The 20020-nt window shown below is 36.7% G+C and carries 10 protein-coding genes; 5 read left to right on the top strand and 5 right to left on the bottom strand.

Translation table 11 applies throughout. From position 1 onward, the window contains the following. The first annotated feature begins 30 nt into the window (after positions 1-30). Positions 31-420, top strand: coding sequence for a large conductance mechanosensitive channel protein MscL (mscL, locus tag Q1V95_RS09280; protein WP_300673011.1), 390 nt, complete (start codon positions 31-33; stop codon positions 418-420). A 67-nt stretch (positions 421-487) separates the two neighbouring features. On the opposite strand, the gene Q1V95_RS09275 is transcribed toward mscL, so the two are convergent. After that, positions 488-2884, bottom strand: coding sequence for a prolyl oligopeptidase family serine peptidase (locus Q1V95_RS09275; RefSeq protein WP_300673009.1), 2397 nt, complete (start codon positions 2882-2884; stop codon positions 488-490). Between the two features lie 336 nt (positions 2885-3220). Here Q1V95_RS09275 and Q1V95_RS09270 point away from each other — a divergent pair, with 336 nt between their 5' ends. From Q1V95_RS09270 to Q1V95_RS09260, 3 genes are all read left to right on the top strand, one after another. Beyond that, positions 3221-5359, top strand: coding sequence for a S46 family peptidase (locus tag Q1V95_RS09270; protein WP_300673007.1), 2139 nt, complete (start codon positions 3221-3223; stop codon positions 5357-5359). A 66-nt stretch (positions 5360-5425) separates the two neighbouring features. Further along, complete coding sequence (locus Q1V95_RS09265; RefSeq protein ID WP_300673005.1) at positions 5426-6457, top strand: polysaccharide deacetylase family protein; 1032 nt, start codon at positions 5426-5428, stop codon at positions 6455-6457. A 79-nt stretch (positions 6458-6536) separates the two neighbouring features. Next, on the top strand, positions 6537-7610 hold the full coding sequence (locus tag Q1V95_RS09260) for a GNAT family N-acetyltransferase (RefSeq protein WP_300673003.1): 1074 nt from the start codon (positions 6537-6539) through the stop codon (positions 7608-7610). Here Q1V95_RS09260 and Q1V95_RS09255 read toward each other — a convergent pair. Both Q1V95_RS09255 and Q1V95_RS09250 read right to left on the bottom strand, forming a co-directional pair. Continuing rightward, entirely contained in the window at positions 7607-9052 is a 1446-nt protein-coding gene (locus Q1V95_RS09255; RefSeq protein ID WP_300673001.1) for a hypothetical protein, read from the bottom strand. The genes Q1V95_RS09260 and Q1V95_RS09255 overlap by 4 nt on opposite strands. 347 nt (positions 9053-9399) lie before the next feature. After that, a complete protein-coding gene (locus Q1V95_RS09250) occupies positions 9400-12315 on the bottom strand; it encodes a M16 family metallopeptidase (RefSeq protein ID WP_300672999.1) in 2916 nt (971 codons plus the stop codon). Positions 12316-12766: 451 nt separating this feature from the next. Between Q1V95_RS09250 and Q1V95_RS09245 the strand changes: the two genes are divergently transcribed. Continuing rightward, positions 12767-13825 (top strand): DUF5004 domain-containing protein, encoded by a 1059-nt coding sequence (locus Q1V95_RS09245; protein ID WP_300672997.1) that lies wholly within the window; start codon positions 12767-12769, stop codon positions 13823-13825. A 77-nt stretch (positions 13826-13902) separates the two neighbouring features. Here Q1V95_RS09245 and Q1V95_RS09240 read toward each other — a convergent pair whose 3' ends face one another. Together Q1V95_RS09240 and Q1V95_RS09235 are read right to left on the bottom strand one after the other, a co-directional pair. Then, positions 13903-16983 (bottom strand): GEVED domain-containing protein, encoded by a 3081-nt coding sequence (locus Q1V95_RS09240; RefSeq protein ID WP_300672995.1) that lies wholly within the window; start codon positions 16981-16983, stop codon positions 13903-13905. 147 nt (positions 16984-17130) lie between these two features. Beyond that, positions 17131-19572 carry a T9SS type A sorting domain-containing protein gene (locus tag Q1V95_RS09235; protein WP_300672994.1) on the bottom strand — a complete coding sequence of 814 codons (2442 nt, stop codon included), beginning with the start codon at positions 19570-19572 and terminating at the stop codon, positions 17131-17133. Positions 19573-20020 lie beyond the last annotated feature (448 nt).

The raw sequence follows: 20020 nt of genomic DNA, 5'->3' as shown, positions 1-20020 counted from the left end.
ATTTTTGTAGCCTATAATAAACAAAACACTATGGGATTTTTTAAAGAATTTAAAGAGTTTGCTGTAAAAGGAAACGTAATTGACTTGGCTGTCGGTGTAGTTATCGGTGGTGCATTTGGAAAAATTGTAACTTCATTAGTAGAAGATATTATTACACCAGCTATCCTAAACCCTGCATTAAAAGCAATACATGCAGATAACCTATCTCAGCTTGTAATTCCAGGAACTGCAATTAAGTATGGTAACTTCATCTCTGCTGCTATTTCTTTTATTGTTGTAGCTTTTGCATTATTCTTAATGATCAAAGGTATCAACAAACTGAAAAAGCCAGAACCTGTTATAGAAGCAGCTCCAGCTGGTCCTACTCAAGAGGAACTTTTAGCTCAAATTAGAGATTTATTAAAAGAAAAGAATTCGTAATTTCTTTTAATATAAAAACATAAAAACCATCGGAATCCGATGGTTTTTTATGTATCAAAATCTAAATTTATTTACTTTTCAAACATTTTTCTAGGAATTGGTCTTGCTCCCAAAGAAGATGTAAGACATTTTCTTTTGCAACATAACCGTGCGATTCTTTGGGTAACAACACCATTCGCACTGGCGCTCCAAGATTCTTTAAGGCTTGGAAATAACGCTCTGTTTGTAGAGTGAAAGTCCCTGGATTGTTATCTGCTTCACCATGAACAAGCAATAATGGTGTTTTCATTTTGTTAGCATTCATAAAAGGTGACATTTCGTTGTAGATATTTGGGATATCCCAATAATTACGTTGCTCACTCTGGAACCCAAAAGGCGTCAAAGTTCTGTTATAAGCTCCACTTCTCGCAATACCGCAAGCGAACAAATCCGAATGTGTCAAAAGATTTGCTGTCATAAAAGCTCCATAAGAATGTCCACCAACTGCAACTTTCTTTCTATCGATGTATCCTAATTTGTCTACAGCGTCAATTGCCGCTTTTCCATCCGCCACCAATTGCGTGATAAAAGTGTCGTTTGGCTCCGTTTTGCCTTCTCCAATAATTGGGAATGAAGCGTCATCCAAAACTGCATAACCTTTGGTTACCCAATAAATGAAAGAACCATAACTTGGGAAGGTAAACTCATTTGGGTTTTTGGAGTTTTGTCCCGCTGTTGCTTTATCTTTAAACTCTTCTGGATAAGCCCAAATCAACAATGGCAACTTGTCTTTTTTGTTATATCCAGCAGGCAGATAAAGCGTCCCTGTCAAATCTACATCGTCATTTCTTTTATAATGAATCACTTCTTTAGTAACATCTTTAATACTTGCAAAAGGATTAGCAAATTGTGTAACTGGCGTTAATTTTCCTGATTTAAAATTTTTGATATAATAATTTGGATACTCGTTTTTGGATTGCTCACGAACAAGGATTTCGTTCTTTTTAATATTAAGAATATCGATTAAATCTTCTTTTTTGTCTTTAACATTAGACGTGTATAGTCTTGTTGATTTCAAAGTGTTCCAATCGAAAGAATCGATAAACGGAAATTGTCCTTCTTTGGTAAAACCTTCACCTAAACGATAAGATTTGTTAGCTTCTATATCGATAATATCGCGACCAAACTCATTTCTTTTGGTTTGGAAATTCCCAGGATCGCTATAGATATCTTGGAAATTTCGCTTCGAAATTAGTTTTGTTTCGCCTGTCGTTGGGTTAAGAAACTGAGTCGTTAGATTTCTCGTGTCATACCAAGAATCACTAATAATCGCATGTTGATCATCTCCCCATTGGATGCCTCCAAAACGATCTTTTATTTTTACTAAAGATTTTGGTTCAGCATTAAATGGTGCTTCCCACGTGAAAACCTCATCGCGAAAATCTACATTTTTTGCAGGATCACCACCATCCAAAGCTTGGACAAAATACAAAACTGCAGGTTTGTCCGAGCGCCAAGTCATATTACGTTTTCCTTCACGTGTTGCAGAAAAACCTTTTGGCATAATCTCCGTTAAAGGCACAGTATTTACTTTTTTAATTTCGTTGCCTGCATCATCATAAACAATACTTGTCATCGGAAATCTAGAATAAGGAACGATGTACGAAAACGGCTTTTGCAATGTTGTAATATTGACATACTTTCCATTAGGAGAAAAACTTTGTCCAACATACAAATCAGCTTTTTTGAATAGGCTAGAACCACCATCAACGCTAACTTTGTACAATTCTGAAGTTACTAGCATTTCAAAATTCTTCTCGTCTTGCGGATTTTTCAAAAGATCTTGATAGGTTCGGTTTTGCGACACTTTCCCGTCACTTGTCGACACTGTTGGACCAGTCGGAAGATTATTTTTATCATCCAAAAGCGCTGGACGATTTGCGACCATCTGATTCACTAATAAAGCTTTGGAATCTCTATACCAAGAATATGGTGATCCCATGTTAGCATTCAAGTTATCTGAAGTCAATTTTTTCGCTGTTGCCGAAGCTAGATCTACAATCCAAAGTTCGACACCTTTAGCTGTGGTATTGGTGAAAGCCAACAACTTTTCGTCTGGTGACAATTGAAAATAAGCTAAACGTGGATTTGCAGGAAGTCCCTTAACTTGGGTTTCGGATTTATCAGTAACTTTTTTAAGTTTTAAGTTGTTAAAATAAGTAATCGTACTCGAAATATTGGTTACTGGATTTATCCTAAGTCCACCCAACTTCATTTCGTCTTGGTTAAGGTCTTCTAAAGTTTTGTAGGTTGAACGATAGGTTAAAATGATATTTTCGCGTTTGCTATCCATCATTATTGTTGGTGGACGATTGTAGTCCGCCAACTGCAATATTTCTTGAGATGGTTTTTGGTAGGTAACATTTTCTTGCGCAAAGCCAAGTGCCGCTACTGCCAAAAACAATAAGGAAAATCTATTCTTCATAAAACTTTTATTTCCTTCGAAAATACGAATAATTGGTTTTTAAAAAAAATGAGGTTGTTTTCATAGAACTTATTCATGAAGATTCTGTGTGAAAATATTGTTTCAAAAATTGTTAAATAGACTTTAAAATGGGAACACGTATTCCCTAGCCCCGATAGAAGCGGCATCCTTTGGGATTGGCGTGAGGCGGCGGAGCGGAGCGGAGCCGTCCGAGCGACAAGACTAAAGATACAGCTGATAGCGGGATTGGCTCCTAAAAAACAAAGCGGTTCTCAAACGACAAAAAATCCCGTTCCGATAAAAATGCGTAAATTGGCTCAATTTTAATGCTAAGAAATGAAAAGTAAACTTCTATTATCAGCAATCTTATTACCTGCTGCAATGGCTTTTGCCCAACAATACGGCGGTATGTGGATGCCTACAGAACTTAATGAAAAGGAAATGAAAGACTTGGGAATGAAAATCTCTGCGAAAGATATTTTTGACCCTAGTAAAGCGAGCATCAAAGATGCTGTGGTACAGTTCGATGGAGGATGTACAGCCGAAATTATTTCGGGACAAGGTCTATTGTTGACCAATCACCACTGTGGTTATGACAATATCCAATCACACTCAACGGTAGAAAATGACCTTTTAACGAATGGTTTTTGGGCAAAAAATATGGAAGGCGAACTTCCAAATCCTGGTGTAACAGTTGATTTTGTGGTTGACATCATGGAGGTAACTCCAGAAATCTTAAAAGGTACCGACAGTCTTACTGGTAAATCTTTAGACGATAAAATCAAACAAAACACAGACAATTACATCGCGACAAGAGAAACGCCAAAAGATCAAAAAATTGTTGTAAAATCGATGTATTACGGTAACAAGTATTATGCTTATGTTATCGAAACCTTCAAAGATATCCGCCTCGTTGGTGCACCACCACAAAGCATTGGTAAATTCGGAAGTGATACTGACAACTGGGTTTGGCCACGTCATACAGGCGATTTTTCGATGTTCAGAATCTATGCGGACAAAAACAACAAGCCTGCAGAATACTCTAAAGATAACGTGCCTTACAAGCCAAAACATTTCTTGCCAGTTTCTATTAAGGATAAACAAGAAAATGATTTCACGTTTGTATTTGGATTCCCAGGAAGAACTACGGAATATCTTCCAGCAATTGCTGTAGAAAAAATTATGAACGAAACCGATCCAGCAATGATTTCGGTGCGTGATGTTACTTTGAAAGTTCTTGACGAAAAAATGAGAACGGACGATGCTACAAGAATTAAATATGCTTCTAAATACGCTCGTATCGCCAACTCTTGGAAAAAATGGATTGGTGAAGTTGAAGGTCTTAAAAAATCAAATGCTGTTGGTAAAAAACAACAATATGAACAATCTTTGATTTCGAAAAACCCTCAAATTAAAGCGACTATTGATGGACTTAATAAAGCTTATAATGAGCAAGCACCTTATGCGTTAAACAGAGCTTACTATTCGGAATTACCTAGAAATGCTGAGACTTTAGCTTTGGCAAGTTTGTTCTCTAGCTATGTTGAAGCTATTGATAATGGTACTTATAATCCAAAATCTTTGGATGCTTTTAAAACCAAACTTACAGACATCTACAAAGATTACGAAAGCAACTTGGATGCGAAAGTTACGGCTCAAGTTTTAGCGCTTTACGCAACGAAGTCAGCGCCTCAGTTTTTGCCAAGTGGTTTAGAAAAATTCAAAGATGCGAAAGCTAATGTTGCGGTTTTGGAAAACTATGCTAAAAACTCTATCATTACTGGGCAAGCAAGCGTAAACGGCGCAACAACATATAGCGACATCAACAAAGTATTTGCAGACCAAGCAAGTCTTGTAAAAGCTTTGAAAAATGATCCGTATGTTCAACTTTGGAACAATATCAAAAATACTTACGTTAGCACAACGCACGGGAAAGTTACGGGTCTACAATCTGACATCGATGCTTTGCAAAAGACCTTTATGGCACAGCAAATGGCAACGGATAAGGATAGAAAATTCTTCCCAGATGCTAACTCAACTTTGCGTGTGACTTATGGTAAAGTAAAAGGGTCTAACCCTCGCGATGCTGTAACTTATGGCTACCAAACGCATCTTGCTGGTGTTATGGAAAAATATGTGCCTGGAGATTACGAATTCGATGTTCCGAAAAAATTGATTAATCTTTACAACACGAAAGATTACGGTATCTACAAAGACAAATCTGGTGATGTACCAGTTAACTTTACGGCAACCAACCACACAACAGGTGGTAACTCTGGTTCGCCAGCTTTGGATGCTTATGGTAACTTGGTTGGTCTTAACTTTGACAGACAGTGGGAAGGTACGATGAGCGACATCAACTACGATCCTAAGTTCAGTCGTAACATTATGGTTGACACAAAGTATATCTTATTCATCATTGATAAATATGCGGATGCTAAATGGCTTCTTAACGAAATGAAGATTATTAAATAATTTTTGAAATACCTTACAAGTATTAAATAATATTTTCTTAACATTGTCAGGGCGAAAGCTCTGACAATGTTTTTTTTTATAGTGAGCGCAAAATCTATCTTTTACAAATCGGCATCAACTTTACTTAATTCTTTTTCGTTAAAGAAACTTGCAAAGTATCTTCCCTACCGAGATGTTGTTATCGTCTACCACAGCGTAAGTGATGAAAAACTAAAACATGCTCAACATCTTTTCCCATATCGAAGTTCGAAGGCATTTGTTAAAGATTTGGACGAGCTTTCCAAGGATTTTGACTTTATTGATTGGAACACATTTTTAGAAAGAAAGAATACTAAAAACAAAACCGGAAAACCAAAATTACTATTAACTTTTGACGATGGTTACAGCGATTTTTATGATGTAATCGCTCCTATTTTAAAACAAAAAGGCATCTACGCAACCAACTTTATCAATCCAAAATTTATTGATAATAAAGATCTCATGTGGCGCTGTAAAGCCAGTCTTTTAATTTCTGAAATTGCAGATGATAAAGATTTCCAACAACAAGTTTTAGGTTTTAAAAATTTAAAATTACATCCTGGCTTATCGAATCTTAAAGAAATTCTTCTTTCTATTAAATTTGAAAATCAACATCTTTTGGATGAACTTGCCACTTTTTTGAACATCGATTTTAAAACTTATTTAGCGCAAAATAAAGTTTATCTCACAACCGACGAATTATTAAAATTAAAACAGGATGGCTTTGGGATTTCGGCGCACGGTTGGGATCATCCTTTGTATCATGAATTAAGTCTTGATGCACAACTTGACAACACTCAAAAAGCTTTGGATTTTCTAGAAAATTTAGGATTGAATAGTGATTCGTTTGCTTTTCCATTCACCGATTTTGGGATCAAAAATGAATTCTTTGAAAAGCTATCAAAAGCCAATCCCCAACTTCAATATGCATTTGGAGCTGCTGGACTCAAACTTGATTCGCGCTTCAAAAACTTGCAAAGAATTCCGCTGGAAGTCGACAATTATTCTGCGAAGCAAGTTATCAAAAATGAAATCGTGTATTTCAACTTGCTAAAATTATTCAACAAACACCGAATTTAATCAGAAAGCATCAGCCTTTTCCGATTTTTAGTTTCGTTTTAAAAATCAAGTTTGTTATATTTGTTTAAAATTGAAAACTGTGATAGAAATTGTCGGACTCAACAAGAAACAACTTAAAGGATTTACAACATCAGAAGCCTTTGGGAAGTTTGAGTTTGCGCCAATTTCTGAACTTCGCGAAATCTCGCACATCGCAAATCCTCGTGCGACGGATGATGACATTCTGTTATTTTTGGCTTATGAAGGCGAAGAACTAACAGGTTATCTTGGGATTTTGCCAGACGACATCGCAAAACCAAACGGCGAAGTTTTTCATTTCGGATGGTTTTCGACTTTGTACGTCAGCGAAAAGCATCGAGGCAAACAGATTGCGCAAAAACTTTTGTATGCCGCCGAAGCAGCTTACAATGGAAGAATGATGATCACCGAATTCACAGATAGTGCGCATGGACTTTATAAAAAAATAGGACTTTTTGACGACCTCGCTCCAAAACAAGCTGTTCGATATTATTTTAAATCCAATCTTGCAGAAATTCTACCTGCTAAAAAAGAAGTTTTTAATCGAAATAAAAAATGGATTTTAAGATTTGATAAGTTAATAAACCCTGTAATTCCCTATCTTTCTAAATCATCAAAATTGAGTTACTCAGTTACATCTGATTGGGATAAAGATTTGCAAAATTTCATTGATAAACAAATCAAGAATCCTTTATACAGAAGCTCACGAGAGTTCGAGTGGATTCTTAGATACCCTTGGTTGTCAACCCAAAAAGAACAGCCAAATTATTTATTTTCATCTTTTTCCAAATCTTATCAAATGTTTTGGGTAAAGCTTTATGAAAATGGAATTTTGACAACTTGCTTTTTATGTTCTATTCGAAATTCGCATCTTAAAGTTCTTTATTATTTTGCGGATGATATTTCGAAAGTTGCAATTTCACTTCCGGCAATTATCAAAAGTTACAAAGTGAAAATGATGACAATCTATGACGATCAACTTAATAACGAATTAGCAAAAGGGAATTCGGTAAAAGCTTTGTATAAGCGATATTTCAAAAGAAATTATCTTATTACGAAAACGCTGAGACAAGAACTTGGCAGTGATTTCCGATATGAATTCGCAGACGGTGATGGCGATTTCAGTTTTACCTAATCACAATTACATTTTTCGCGGCGATGACGCTTGAACTCACTATCCCAAAATGGATAAAGTTTTAATCCTATAAAAAAGTTAGCAGCATGCAATTTTTCGTGCTTGAATAAAAATGGAAACATATTCTCACTTCCCAAAATAAGTGGTCCAAGTCGCAAATAAGCTCCAAACTGCAGATTACGATAATCATACAAAGCGCTTGAAAAGCCATAAGCTATTGTACGTTTCTGAATTGAATAGGTGGCCGAAAGAGCGTTAATACGTTTAAGGCTATTTTCAAAAATTGGCATTCGCTGTATCCAATTAAAACTTAAATATTGATTATCGACAATATTTTTGCTCAAAGCTAAATGAATGCTTGTTGGCAAACCAATTTTGAAACCATCAGAAATGTGGGATTTATTTGGGTCGCCATAAACTTCAGAGCTCAACAAACCTAAATACTGCTTAACAGACTCAAATTTGGTATCATCAAAAGTCGGATTATCATCTAACAAAACTTTTGTATCACCAACAAAAGAGTGATTTTCTCCATTAAATTTGACATAACCAACATCCAATATATTGAAATCAAACTTAAAATCATAGTGCTCGGAATCAGGATATTGATTGATAAAACTTAAGCCAAAATCTAAGCCGACACCGCTACCTTGCTGCTTGAAGTCATATTTTTTCTTATCAAAATTATAATTGGTGGCATAACTCCCTGCAAGATCATAAGAAGTTGCGGTTGTCTGGTCGTTACCTTCCGCATTAACTTCTGTGCTTAGGTGTAATTCTTTGTTATTCTGAAGATTGAAAGCATCAAAACCCATTTCATATTTTAAGTTGATACCCAAAACCCATTTGTAGTCTGACTGACGAAAAACTTGTGTTGCAAAATTAAGTCCTAATTCACCCCAATTCATAAAACTGGTTTTGAAAGGACTTACAGCATATTCTATCGGTCGAGATACATCTTGATCTTGAAATCTAAAATAGTTATCTAAATCCGTTATGGTAGTTTGGGTTCTCAACCTCGTAAAAAGACCAACATTAAAATCTGTATCGCCTATTTTTGATTTAAAAGAAAATGAGGGTCCCATAATATCTGAGCTAAAATACAGATTCGCCAAATCCTTGTTATAGTAATCGAAAACATTGGCTTGATTAGCACCTGTAATTCCTTTTTTAGGCTCTGCTGCAATTATTTTTCCTTTGGTAAGACCTAATAGACTTTGTTTTGAAACATAGCCATAATCGTTATAGACATTGACATCTTCGGAAAAAATCTGAATGTCCCACGGATTTGGATTGATATAAGTTTGTGTCGGCGAAAGTGAACTCGAACTGACTCCACTATAAAGATCGTTAGAAAACATTATGTTTTGTTGTGCCTCAACTTTTTGCAAAGCCAACGTACATCCTACTAAAAACAGTTTTAAGAAAATCCGTTTTTCCACTCGCACACAATTTCACTTTTTAGGAAAACGAATTTAAAACAAATTTCTTTTATTTTTACTAATAATTTAACTTTTATTGATTTTAAGTAAATTTCAATCAAATTGAGAATCTTCCTAATTATCACGACTTTGCGTGAGGGCGAAGCGCATTGTTGGAGCTCGTGATGTGAGGCGGCGGAGCGCAGCGGAGCCGTCCGAGCATCACAGCGACTGCGCGCAGACCGACCTGAAGCGCGAACGTGGGCGACGCGGAGCGTCGAACCAAGTGAGCGTAAAAGGGCACGCCATAAAAAAAAAGCGACTCCTAACCGAATAGAAGTCGCTGTAGTTAAAATACCAAAATAAAATTAGTAACCGAAAATCTCTTCCAAAGTTACCTCTTTGAAGTCGCCCATCTTGTTGATAGCGTCCATATTTAGGTTTTCCTTTTTCCCGATGATTGCGGTGTTATATTTCAATGGTTTGATTTCACCGTTGTAGAAATTAGTCAATTGCGGTAAAGTCAACGACTGAATTTCTGCGTACGTGTCTTTTCTGATGTCGTAGTTAATTCCCAACTTCGCCAACGCCAATTGGTTGAAATAAATGTTGGTTCTGTTGATTCTGTTAGATGCAATCTGCTTAAGCGCTGACCCTTTTGCATTCTCGAACTGTGCCGGAATTTGTGGGAAATCCGCCATCAAATCATTCATCGCACTAACTGCTTGTGGCAATTTGTTAGCCTGTGTCCCGATGTAAGTCGTCACATAATTCGGGTGATTCAACAAGTTACTTGGCGAGTAAGAAACGTAAGCAGAATACGCCAAAGACTTACTTTCTCGAATCTCTTGGAAAACAATTGATGACAATCCACGTCCAAAATATTCGTTAAATACATTGATTTTTCCGAAGTCTTTTGTGTTAACATCACTTCCCTTTCCAATTTTTGACATTTCGGTTTGTACCATATCGTAATTGGTAAAGTATACGTGACCTGCTGTTGCTGGCTCTGGATATTCTTTAGCTTTTGGCGCGGTTAAGCTTGCCATTTGGATGAAAGGTTTAACACCATTTTTCAAAGACTTTTCGTCTTTTCCGTACAAGAAAACTTCGTAAGGATACTTGTTAAGGTTTTTGATTTTTGACATCAAATCAGCAACTTTGATACTTTCTAAATTCTGCTTAGAAATAACATCGCTGAAACGGCTTTCTTTTCCGTATTTCGCGTAGTTGCTAAGAGCAGACATAATTCTTGTTTTGTCCTTTTTCGCCACTTCGCGACCTTCAAGAATTGTTTTAACCGTTTGGTCATAGATAGCTTGGTCTGGCTTAACATCAGAAATCCAATGATTAAGAAGTTCAACACCTTTTTTCATGTTGCTTTCTAGACCTGTCAACGTAATGATAATTTGGTCATTCCCAGTTCTGAAACTGTTAGCAATTCCCAACTTATAGAACTCACCTTTTAACTGCTCAGGTGTATATTTCGAAGTTCCTAAATACTGTAAAACCGAAACTGCTAAAGACATTTCTTTGTCATTATCCGATCCCATTGGATAGACATAACTAACTTGCGCAACTTCATTGTATTTGTTATCAACAAAGCTGATTTTCTTGTCTTTAATTTTGTCAGTTTTTATCGCAGTTTGATAGTCAATAAATACTGGTGCAATATCAGCTACTTTTGAGTTAAGAATATCTTTTAGGAAAGGCGATTGCGCATCTCTATTTAGTTTAATTGGTGTAATACCTGGATTCTCAACACGAACCAATTTATCATTAACACCTTTTTCTTTATAGACAATTGCGTAGTTGTCTTTGAAGAAGTCGTTTGCGAATTTAACAACATCAGCTTTAGTAATTTTTTCGTACTCGTTGATGTCGTTTAGTTCATCTTCCCAATTTACATTTTTGATGTAAGCATTGTAAAGTGTTGTTGCAAGACCATCCGCAGTCTCCCAACCTTTAAGACGCTGAACCTTCATATCATTGATAATCGCTGGCAACATCCAATCTGGGAAATCTCCTTTTTTAACCAAGTCGATTTGATTCAACAATAGTTTTTTAGCATCTTCCATAGATTGTCCTTCTTTCGGAACAATCGCCATGGTCATATTTCCATAATATTTGAAAGGCGATGCATAAGCATAAGCTCCCAAAGCTTTTTGTTGTTGATTGATGTTAAGGTCGATAAGTCCAGCCTCACCATTGTTACTCAAGATATTGGCAACCATATCAGCAAGACGCGCTTCTTTAGTACCGTAAGAATCCGTTCTCCAAGCCATTGTTAAACGTGGCGTAGATGGACTTTTCACAGTTCTAGAAACCACCGAAGTCATTGGCGCTTCTACTGGCAATTGCTTTTTCGGAAGCTCTTTGTATTTGAAACTTCCAAAATATTGATCGACCAACTTAATCGTTTTGTCATAATCGATATCTCCAACCAAAACAACCGCCATATTATTAGGCACATAATAAGTATCAAAATACTTGTGAATAGCCTCCATAGATGGATTCTTCAAGTGTTCTGATGTACCAATTGTTGTTTGTTGTCCGTTAGGATGTTTTGGAAACAAAGCGTCCATTAACTCATAGTTAACCAAACGACCATCGTTATCTTGTGCACGGTTGTATTCTTCATAAACGGCCTCCAACTCGGTGTGAAATAATCTCAACACCAATTCTGAGAAACGCTCTTTTTCAACTTTCAACCACTTTTCTAATTCGTTAGACGGAATATTATTTTTATAAACCGTTTCGTCTAGCCAAGTGTGTGCATTGGTACCAGTCGCTCCCAAAGACGAAATCGCTTTGTCATACTCGTTGGCAATGGCATACTTTGAAGCTTCTTGCGAAACCTCATCGATTTTCTTGTAAAGCGCTTTCTTTTTCTCTGGATCTTTCTCAGCCTTGTGTTGCTCATAAAGGTCCGAAATCTGCTGTAGCAAAGCTTTTTCCTTTACCCAATCTTGCGTCCCCAACTTGGAAGTCCCTTTGAAAACCATGTGCTCCAAATAATGCGCAAGACCTGTGTTGTCCGCAGGATCTTGGTTAGAGCCCGTTCTTACAGGAATGTAAGTTTGGATACGTGGTGCATCTTCGTTTCTCGCAAGATAAACCTTCAAGCCATTTTTTAGGGTATAGATTCGCACGCCGTTGGCGTCATTCTTCACGCTGTCATACTGATATCCGCTAGGATCCGTAAGGTGCTGAAGTTCGTATTTTTGTGCATTAACTGCTGTCATCATTAATAGAATTGAAACGGTAGTAATTAATTTCTTCATACTTTTATTTAGCTTATGTAAAGTTACTTATTTTTTTTGGCGTGTCCCGTTGTTCGCCTTACAAAACCTCATAGGTTTTCCAAAACCTATCAGGTTTCTCCTCCGCCAACAAGCGGGTCGCTACGTCCGCTGCTATCTTTTAGTGTGCCGATCGGACGGCTCCGCTACGCTCCGCCGCCTCGCGCCACCCCAAAAGGATATCCGCTAGCATCGCTCACGCGACTATGCAATAGTCATTGAGCGGCGTCGAAATCAAAATCCAAAAAAGGCACTTCGATTCCGCTCAGCGACCAACAAAACTGAATCACAATACCAAATCATAATTCAAAATTCGTCAGTCGTAAAATAATAAGACGCTTGAAGATGCCTTTTTGTTACATCCTCCAAGAAATATTTTAATCCAGCGAAAAGACAGAAATGCTTATATTTAATTCGATGAAAAAATAACAATATGAAACTCAAGATACTTTTCCGAGTTCTACTTTTTGTCCTACTATTGGGAATAGTTTTATCATGCAGCAAAAAAACTGAAAACAAAACTGAAAATCAAGCCAAGCCAACGCCACAACAAAAAGAAATAAATCCCGACAAACTTGTCGGTACGTGGATACTCTATGGACAATTGCAAACCGACAATACATTCCATATCGAAAAGGATTGGAAAACGAATCAGGAAAATATAATAAGAGGCGATTCTTTAGAAAGTTATTATCTCCTTAGAGGTGATATCTATACAAAGTTGAATCTACAAACAGATAAGCAATTCTCTATGCAGCAATTTCAAATTAACACAAACCAAGCACGTTACACGCCAGTTACTGGAACTTGGAAAATTGAAAATAACCATCTGCAACTTTCAGCAAATGCCAATCCAAATCAAATCAGTGTAGAACAAACTTTTGATATTACTGACAACAATGATAAAATTTTGAAACTTAAATTCATTAAAGAAATAACATCAGACCAAACCAAAATAAATCCAACTTATGATCTTGCAGAACGACAAAAGAAGTTTGACAACATCATCAAAGAAATTGGTATCAACCAAAGTGATTTGACAACAAAAGATTCAGAATATTATTCCGATTTTTGGACCATCATTAATTTTAAAGACTATCAAATTCTTAATCGACAAATAAGAGAACACGATGACCTTTCTAAATATTCAGAGGATGCTCAAAAAATGATGTACGGTCAAGCATGGAATTATCTACCATATTACAACCCTATCGCCGAAAGTCGCAATAGCCGATTTATATTTTTACCAAATGCTAAGCTTAATGTGCGCTATCAAGTTGAAGGTTCTGCTACAGGTTGGTGTGGCACGTTATCACAAGCAGATTATTTAGCAAGCTACCAGTACGACAAAAGCAACAATCTTATGGAGATTGCATTTAGCAATCCTAAAATCCCAATGGAAGTCCAACGCGTTTTTCCATTTGGCACAAAACCTCAAAAGTATAAAATCCTCGCCAAAAACGACTACATTATGATTTGGAAGAAATTGTAAATCTCAACCAAGCTCCTAAATAAAAAAGCAGACCGCCTTGGCGGTCTGCTTCAATAAAATATACTTACAAAAAATCGCTATTGTTTAGTAAACTTAATCGCTTCTGTTTTTGTTTCTGTTTTTACCTGAATGATATAAACACCTTGAGGAAGATTATGGACATTCAGTTGGTTATTAGTATTTACCCGTGCTTTGTTCATTAGTTTTTTACCATCGATACTAAAGATATCTACACTTTCTATTTTTTCATCCGTTTTTAGATTAATAATATCCTTAACTGGATTAGGATATAATATCATTGCTTTAGTCTTATTGTTAGCACCAACTGCTAAGGTCGGATTGTAAGCTTTTACGGCTAGTGCGGCATTAGACTCACATTGTCCAACAGTTTGTGTTGCGTAGTAAGTCGTATCATTAATGATAACTGTTGTGCTTGGTAAAACATTGGTGTGCGATTGAGCATCCGCTTGCGTAGCATACCATTTGATATTTTGACCATTAACTACAAGCGCAGCCAAAGTGTCATTCTGGTTAAAGCTTTGCGTTGCATTACCTGTTGGTGCAGCTACAGCTGCAGGTTGAGTAATCGTTACTGATTTCGTCATACTATTTTGATTAGCATCGGTTACTTTTACACTATAATTGCCAGCTATTAATCCTGTTGCAGTTGCAGTTGTCTGTGCCGCCGCATCATCCCATAGATAAGTATAAGGTGCAACACCTCCACTCGCAGCTACAGTTGCGGTTGCATTATTACCACCATTACAGTTAAGGTTTGTCGAGGACATTGTTATTGACAATGGTGCAACAATATTAATTGTATAATCTTCCATTTCCCCAAAGCTTATATTTGTATTTTTTGGACCACAAGCGTAATCGTTAGTCATCTTTTCAGTTCCTATAAGAACGACACGCATTCTAGTTTCACCAGATAAAGCTGTGGAAGGTATAAGTATGTCTTTTGTTAATACTTGGTCGAGTCCTGTTCCAACGTTAGTAAATTCGCCTTCTGACTCATCCAGAACCCCATTATGATTATAATCTATCCATACACCAACCGACTCATACATCCAACCATCACTAGACGGTCCTACTTTTACCGAAATAGGCACAGTAGATCCTGCAGCAACAATAGCTGGGGCTACAGTTGTTGTATAATTAGAATATCCTGTTGTTGTATTACCACACCCTGAGTTGTTGTTAATATTACCAAAGGTCACATTACCAATAAAGTCTCCTTCTCTACAATTAAGTGGAATGGTGTTAGTACAATAACAATTTTGGGTAGGACTTAAACCAACACTAACAGGTGCTGTAGTAGAAGAATTACCAGATAATGTACAAGTAACAATTGCTTTGTATTGAGAAGCCGTAGCTTGCCCATTAACTGTTAGCACATTTGTAGCTTGACTCGACCCTAGATTTTGCCATGTAACACCATTATCGGTCGATTTTTGCCATTGTACCGCCAAGCCGGTTTGTAATGTAAAGTCTTTTATACTCAAAGTAAAAGAACTTGCAAGACATGTCGTTGGTACGCTAGATTGCGCTATCATGTTGGTTGGTACAGCTGCACAATTGGGCGGTAGAGAGTAGGTAATCCTAATCTCTGATAATCTATTTTCAACCGCTAAAGTCGTACTATCACCAGGATCGGTGTCATCATGGCAACTAAAAGCTTGCCTTCGTAAGACACTTTCTGACTGATTGTACCCCTTCGCACTTCCTTCACCTCCCCAGGCATCATACACCATAATCATTAGATTTCCGTTGCTGCCATCGTAGTTGTAAGCATTTGTAAAGGTCAACATCTTCCAACCAGTTGTATCTCCTTGATCTGTATTAGCATCAAGACACAATTGCGCATTTCCGGTATAGTCTGTAGAATTCCATAGCTTACCCCCTGCCAAAGTATTGGCGGTAGTGGATTTCATATAAACTTTTGTAGGCGTGCTTCCTGCGACACCATTGTCTGTAGAATTATATTCTATCGCTGTTATTATTCCAGAAGAAATACCAAGTTCTGACTGAAGGTATATGTTAGCATAACGTTGATAACCATACCAATGCGTTAGAGGTCCAGCAAAATAACCTTCTGAATTTGGAGGCATAATAGTAACTGTTGGATCAATGGTTACAGGGAAGCTACGGTGAGATACCTTTAACCAATCTACTGGTAACTTCGCTATTACCTTTACACCACCATCTACAAAAATAAGTCTATAAGAAATTTCTAAAACATTGTTCTTATGGTTTAACTTTTGTTGTGCTGTTAATTTATCTGACGGAAGATTAACTAACAAAGCATCTTCTTTAGTTGTATTAGCATCAAAGACTAAGATATTACCAAAATAAATATGATCTGCTGGATCACCTAATTCTATTGAAAACTGCTTGGTATCAAAATCGGATTTCTTCACTTGTCCTTTAGCGTCAATAACTTTGTAAGTATTTCCTAGTGGAATAAATTGACTAAATTCTAAAGTAGCACCTTGTTGTGCATTTTTAATATCAGAAGACAACTTATCAATAATCGTGTTATGCTCTACACCATTATCTAGCATTACAAATTCTTCAGAAATACCGTCATGGACTTGCGGATATACAATGCTTTCACCCTTAGCTTTAGCTTGTTGCACTATAGCTTTTTTAACATCTTTTTGAGAGCCATTACTATTAATACTCAAACTAGGATTTCTCCACCAACTAAAATCTTTTCCACTTTCCAAGTTCATGATGAGACCATCGTTATTGGCATATTGCGGAAAATAGCTTTTCACTTTATTTTTAACGCTTTTGTAAGAATATCCTGTACGCTCTGACACGCCAGATTCAATACTAAGATCTATGTCTTGCCATTGACCCTGTTGATCTTTGTAGTGATAATTACCTCCTATTTGTGCAGTAAAACTACCATCTGGATTTCGGAAATGCTTAACATTCTCAGATCTTTTCGACTGGACTTCGGCTTCACGAGAATATGTACCATAGATACGTTCGAGCCTAGTAGTTTGGTCTTTTTTAGTAGATACTTCAAGAGCTGCAACTTTGTTATTTTCAATTCTGCGTTGTTTAGACATTTGTTGTTGTGCCGAAAATGTAGAGAGCGCAGAACTCCACATTAAAATAAGATAGGCACATAAAACTGAATTTCTCATAGTGTTATTAATTTTAGAAATAGTTGTGTTATTTTTTTTCATCTTTCAACGAAACCGAAAAAGCGTTCTATAATTCAAAGAAAATATTAGACTTAGCAATAAGATAGACTGCTTTCGCAGCCTACCAATTGTTTTACTGCTGATTCATTATTGTTTAATAAACTTAATCGCTTCTGTTTTGGTTTCTGTTTTTACCTGAATGATGTAAGTACCTTGAGCTAGGTTATGCACATCCAGTTGGTTATTAGTAGTTACCCGTGCTTTATTGATTAGTTTTTTACCATCGATACCAAAGACATCTACACTTTCTATTTTTTCATCCGTTTTTAGATTAAGAATATCTTTAACAGGATTAGGAAATAGTTGGATTGCTGCAATCTTATTATTAACACCAACTGCTAAGGTCGCATTGTAAGCCTTTACTGCTAAAGATGAAGTAGACTCACACTGCCCAATTGTTTGAGTTGCATAATAAGTAGTACTATTAACAATAATGGTAGAACTTGGTAAAGCATTAGTATGCGTCTGAGCATTGGTTTGAGAAGCATACCATTTGATATTTTGACCATTAACCACAAGAGCAGCCAAAGTATCATCTTGGTTAAAGCTTTGCGTTGCATCACCTATTGGTGCTGACACCGCTGTTGGTTCCGTTATAGTTACTGATTTTGTAGTTACGCAGCCTTTAGCATCTGTAATAGTACAAGTATAAGTTCCTGCAACTAATCCCGTTGCTGTTGCAGCTGTACCACCACTTGGTGACCAAGAATAAGTATAACCTGAAGTACCACCTGATACTGCTACACTAGCTGTACCATTAGCTCCTCCATTACAACTAACATCTGTCTTTGATGCAGTAGCTGTTAATACTGCAGGTTGCGTTATCGTTACTGATCTTGTAATTGTACAAGCATTAGCATCCGTGACTGTTACAGCATAAGTTCCCGCAACTAATCCTGTTGCTGTTGCAGCTGTACCACCGCTTGGTGACCACAAATAAGTATAACCTGAGGTACCACCTGATACTACTACACTAGCTGTACCATTAGCTCCTCCATTACAACTAACATCTGTCTTTGATGCAGTAGCTGTTAATGCTGTTGGTTGTGTTATCGTTACTGACTTTAGAATTGTACAAGCATTAGCATCCGTTACTGTTACAGCATAAGTTCCCGCAACTAATCCTGTTGCTGTTGCAGCTGTACCACCACTTGGTGACCACAAATAAGTATAACCTGAAGTACCGCCTGATACTGCTACACTAGCTGTACCATTAGCTCCTCCATTACAACTAACATTGGTAGACGATGTTGTAGCAGATAAAGCGGTTGGTTGCGTAATTGTTACTGACCTTGTAATTGCACAAGCATTAGCATCCGTGACTGTTACAGCATAAGTTCCTGCTGCTAATCCTACTGCTGTTGCAGCTGTACCACCACTTGGTGACCACAAATAAGTATAACCTGAGGCACCACCCGATACTACTACACTAGCTGTACCATTAGAACCGCCATTACAACTAACATTGGTAGACGATGTTGTAGCAGATAAAGCGGTTGGTTGCGTTATCGTGACTGACTTTGTAATTGTACAAGAATTAGCGTCCCTTATTGTACAAGTATAAGTTCCTACAGCTAAACCTGTTGCTGTTGCAGCCGTACCACCACTTGGTGACCAAGAATAAGTATAACCTGAAGTACCGCCTGATGCTTGAACACTTGCTGTACCATTAGAACCGCCATTACAACTAACATTAGTCTGAGATGTAGTAGCTGTTAATGCAGTAGGTTGGGTTATAGTATATGACCCACTTCCCTTACCTCCATTAGCATCTGTCACTGTAACAGTATATGTACCAGCTGATAATCCCGTTGCTGTAGCAGATGTTCCTCCACTTGGTGACCAAGAATAAGTATATGGTGTTGGAGTACCAGAAGCACTTACGGTTAATGAACCATTGGTTCCACCATTACAACTGACATTAGTTTGGCTAGTTAAAGAAACCGAAGGGCCCAATATCACATTAGAATCTTTAACCCATGTGAAGGCATCAAAACTTGCATAAGTAAATGCACCACCAATCGTAAGCACCAACTCATCAATAACAATATTAGAATAATTTTGCCCATTAAGATTAGTCAAATCAATTAGACTAAAACCATTAGTACTCCCTAGCGAGGTTGCAAAACCATTAGTCTTTGTCTGGGTAAATTTAGTAACACCACTCAATTTTCCAGTTACTGTTAAAGTTCCGATTACATTCAAGTTAAGATCTCTTGTTGATAGGAACATCCAAAACCTGTTCACTTTAAAAAGATTAGAGGTTGTTTTGATGCTAAAAGTCGGAGCATTTGGTGCCTCATTATTATCAATGTACTGATTGTCATAAGCGGTACCATTCCAACCAGTACCAGGAAATCTTACAATCTTATAATAATTAGACGGCGAAATAATTTTAAAAGTAACACCATTATTAGTAAACGAAGTACTTCCAACAACTCCTTCCTCAAAAGTCTCTGTACTGGCTTGGCTGTAGCCCAATAGACTCATCATCATAAAGATGAGGCTTAAAATGTAGTTTTTTTTCATAGTCTTTTAGATTTTATTGTATTATTATAGAATTTTTAAGTGTGGTTATTAGAGCTTTTATTATGATTGCAAAAATTTTCTAAGCCTATTTTCTTCAAATCAACAATTATTTATTAAAAAAAGAAAAAAATAGGGGTGGACAAAGGGGTGGACAAATTATTTTACAAAAAATAACATATGACAATCAACAACTTACAAAAAAATCACTTTACTGCTTTGGCTTATTTTTTTATTAAGAACATCCTTTTTTGCCTAAAAAAATATCTTTTAACACTAATTATAGACTTAAAAAATACCCAAAAATCATCAGTAAGAGTTTATATTTTAAGTTTATTAACAAAAGCCTTTGTTTTCTCTATCTTCAAAATAAGCACGCTATTAAAGAAGCAAAATTCACCAATCAAACTAAAAAACAATAGAGGTCCTTACCCCATTTTTATTTATAGTA

The organism is Soonwooa sp. (assembly GCF_030151385.1).
Taxonomy (GTDB): Bacteria; Bacteroidota; Bacteroidia; order Flavobacteriales; family Weeksellaceae; genus Soonwooa.
Note: the sequence above shows the minus strand (reverse complement) of the source record. Positions and strands in the feature narration are given on the sequence as shown.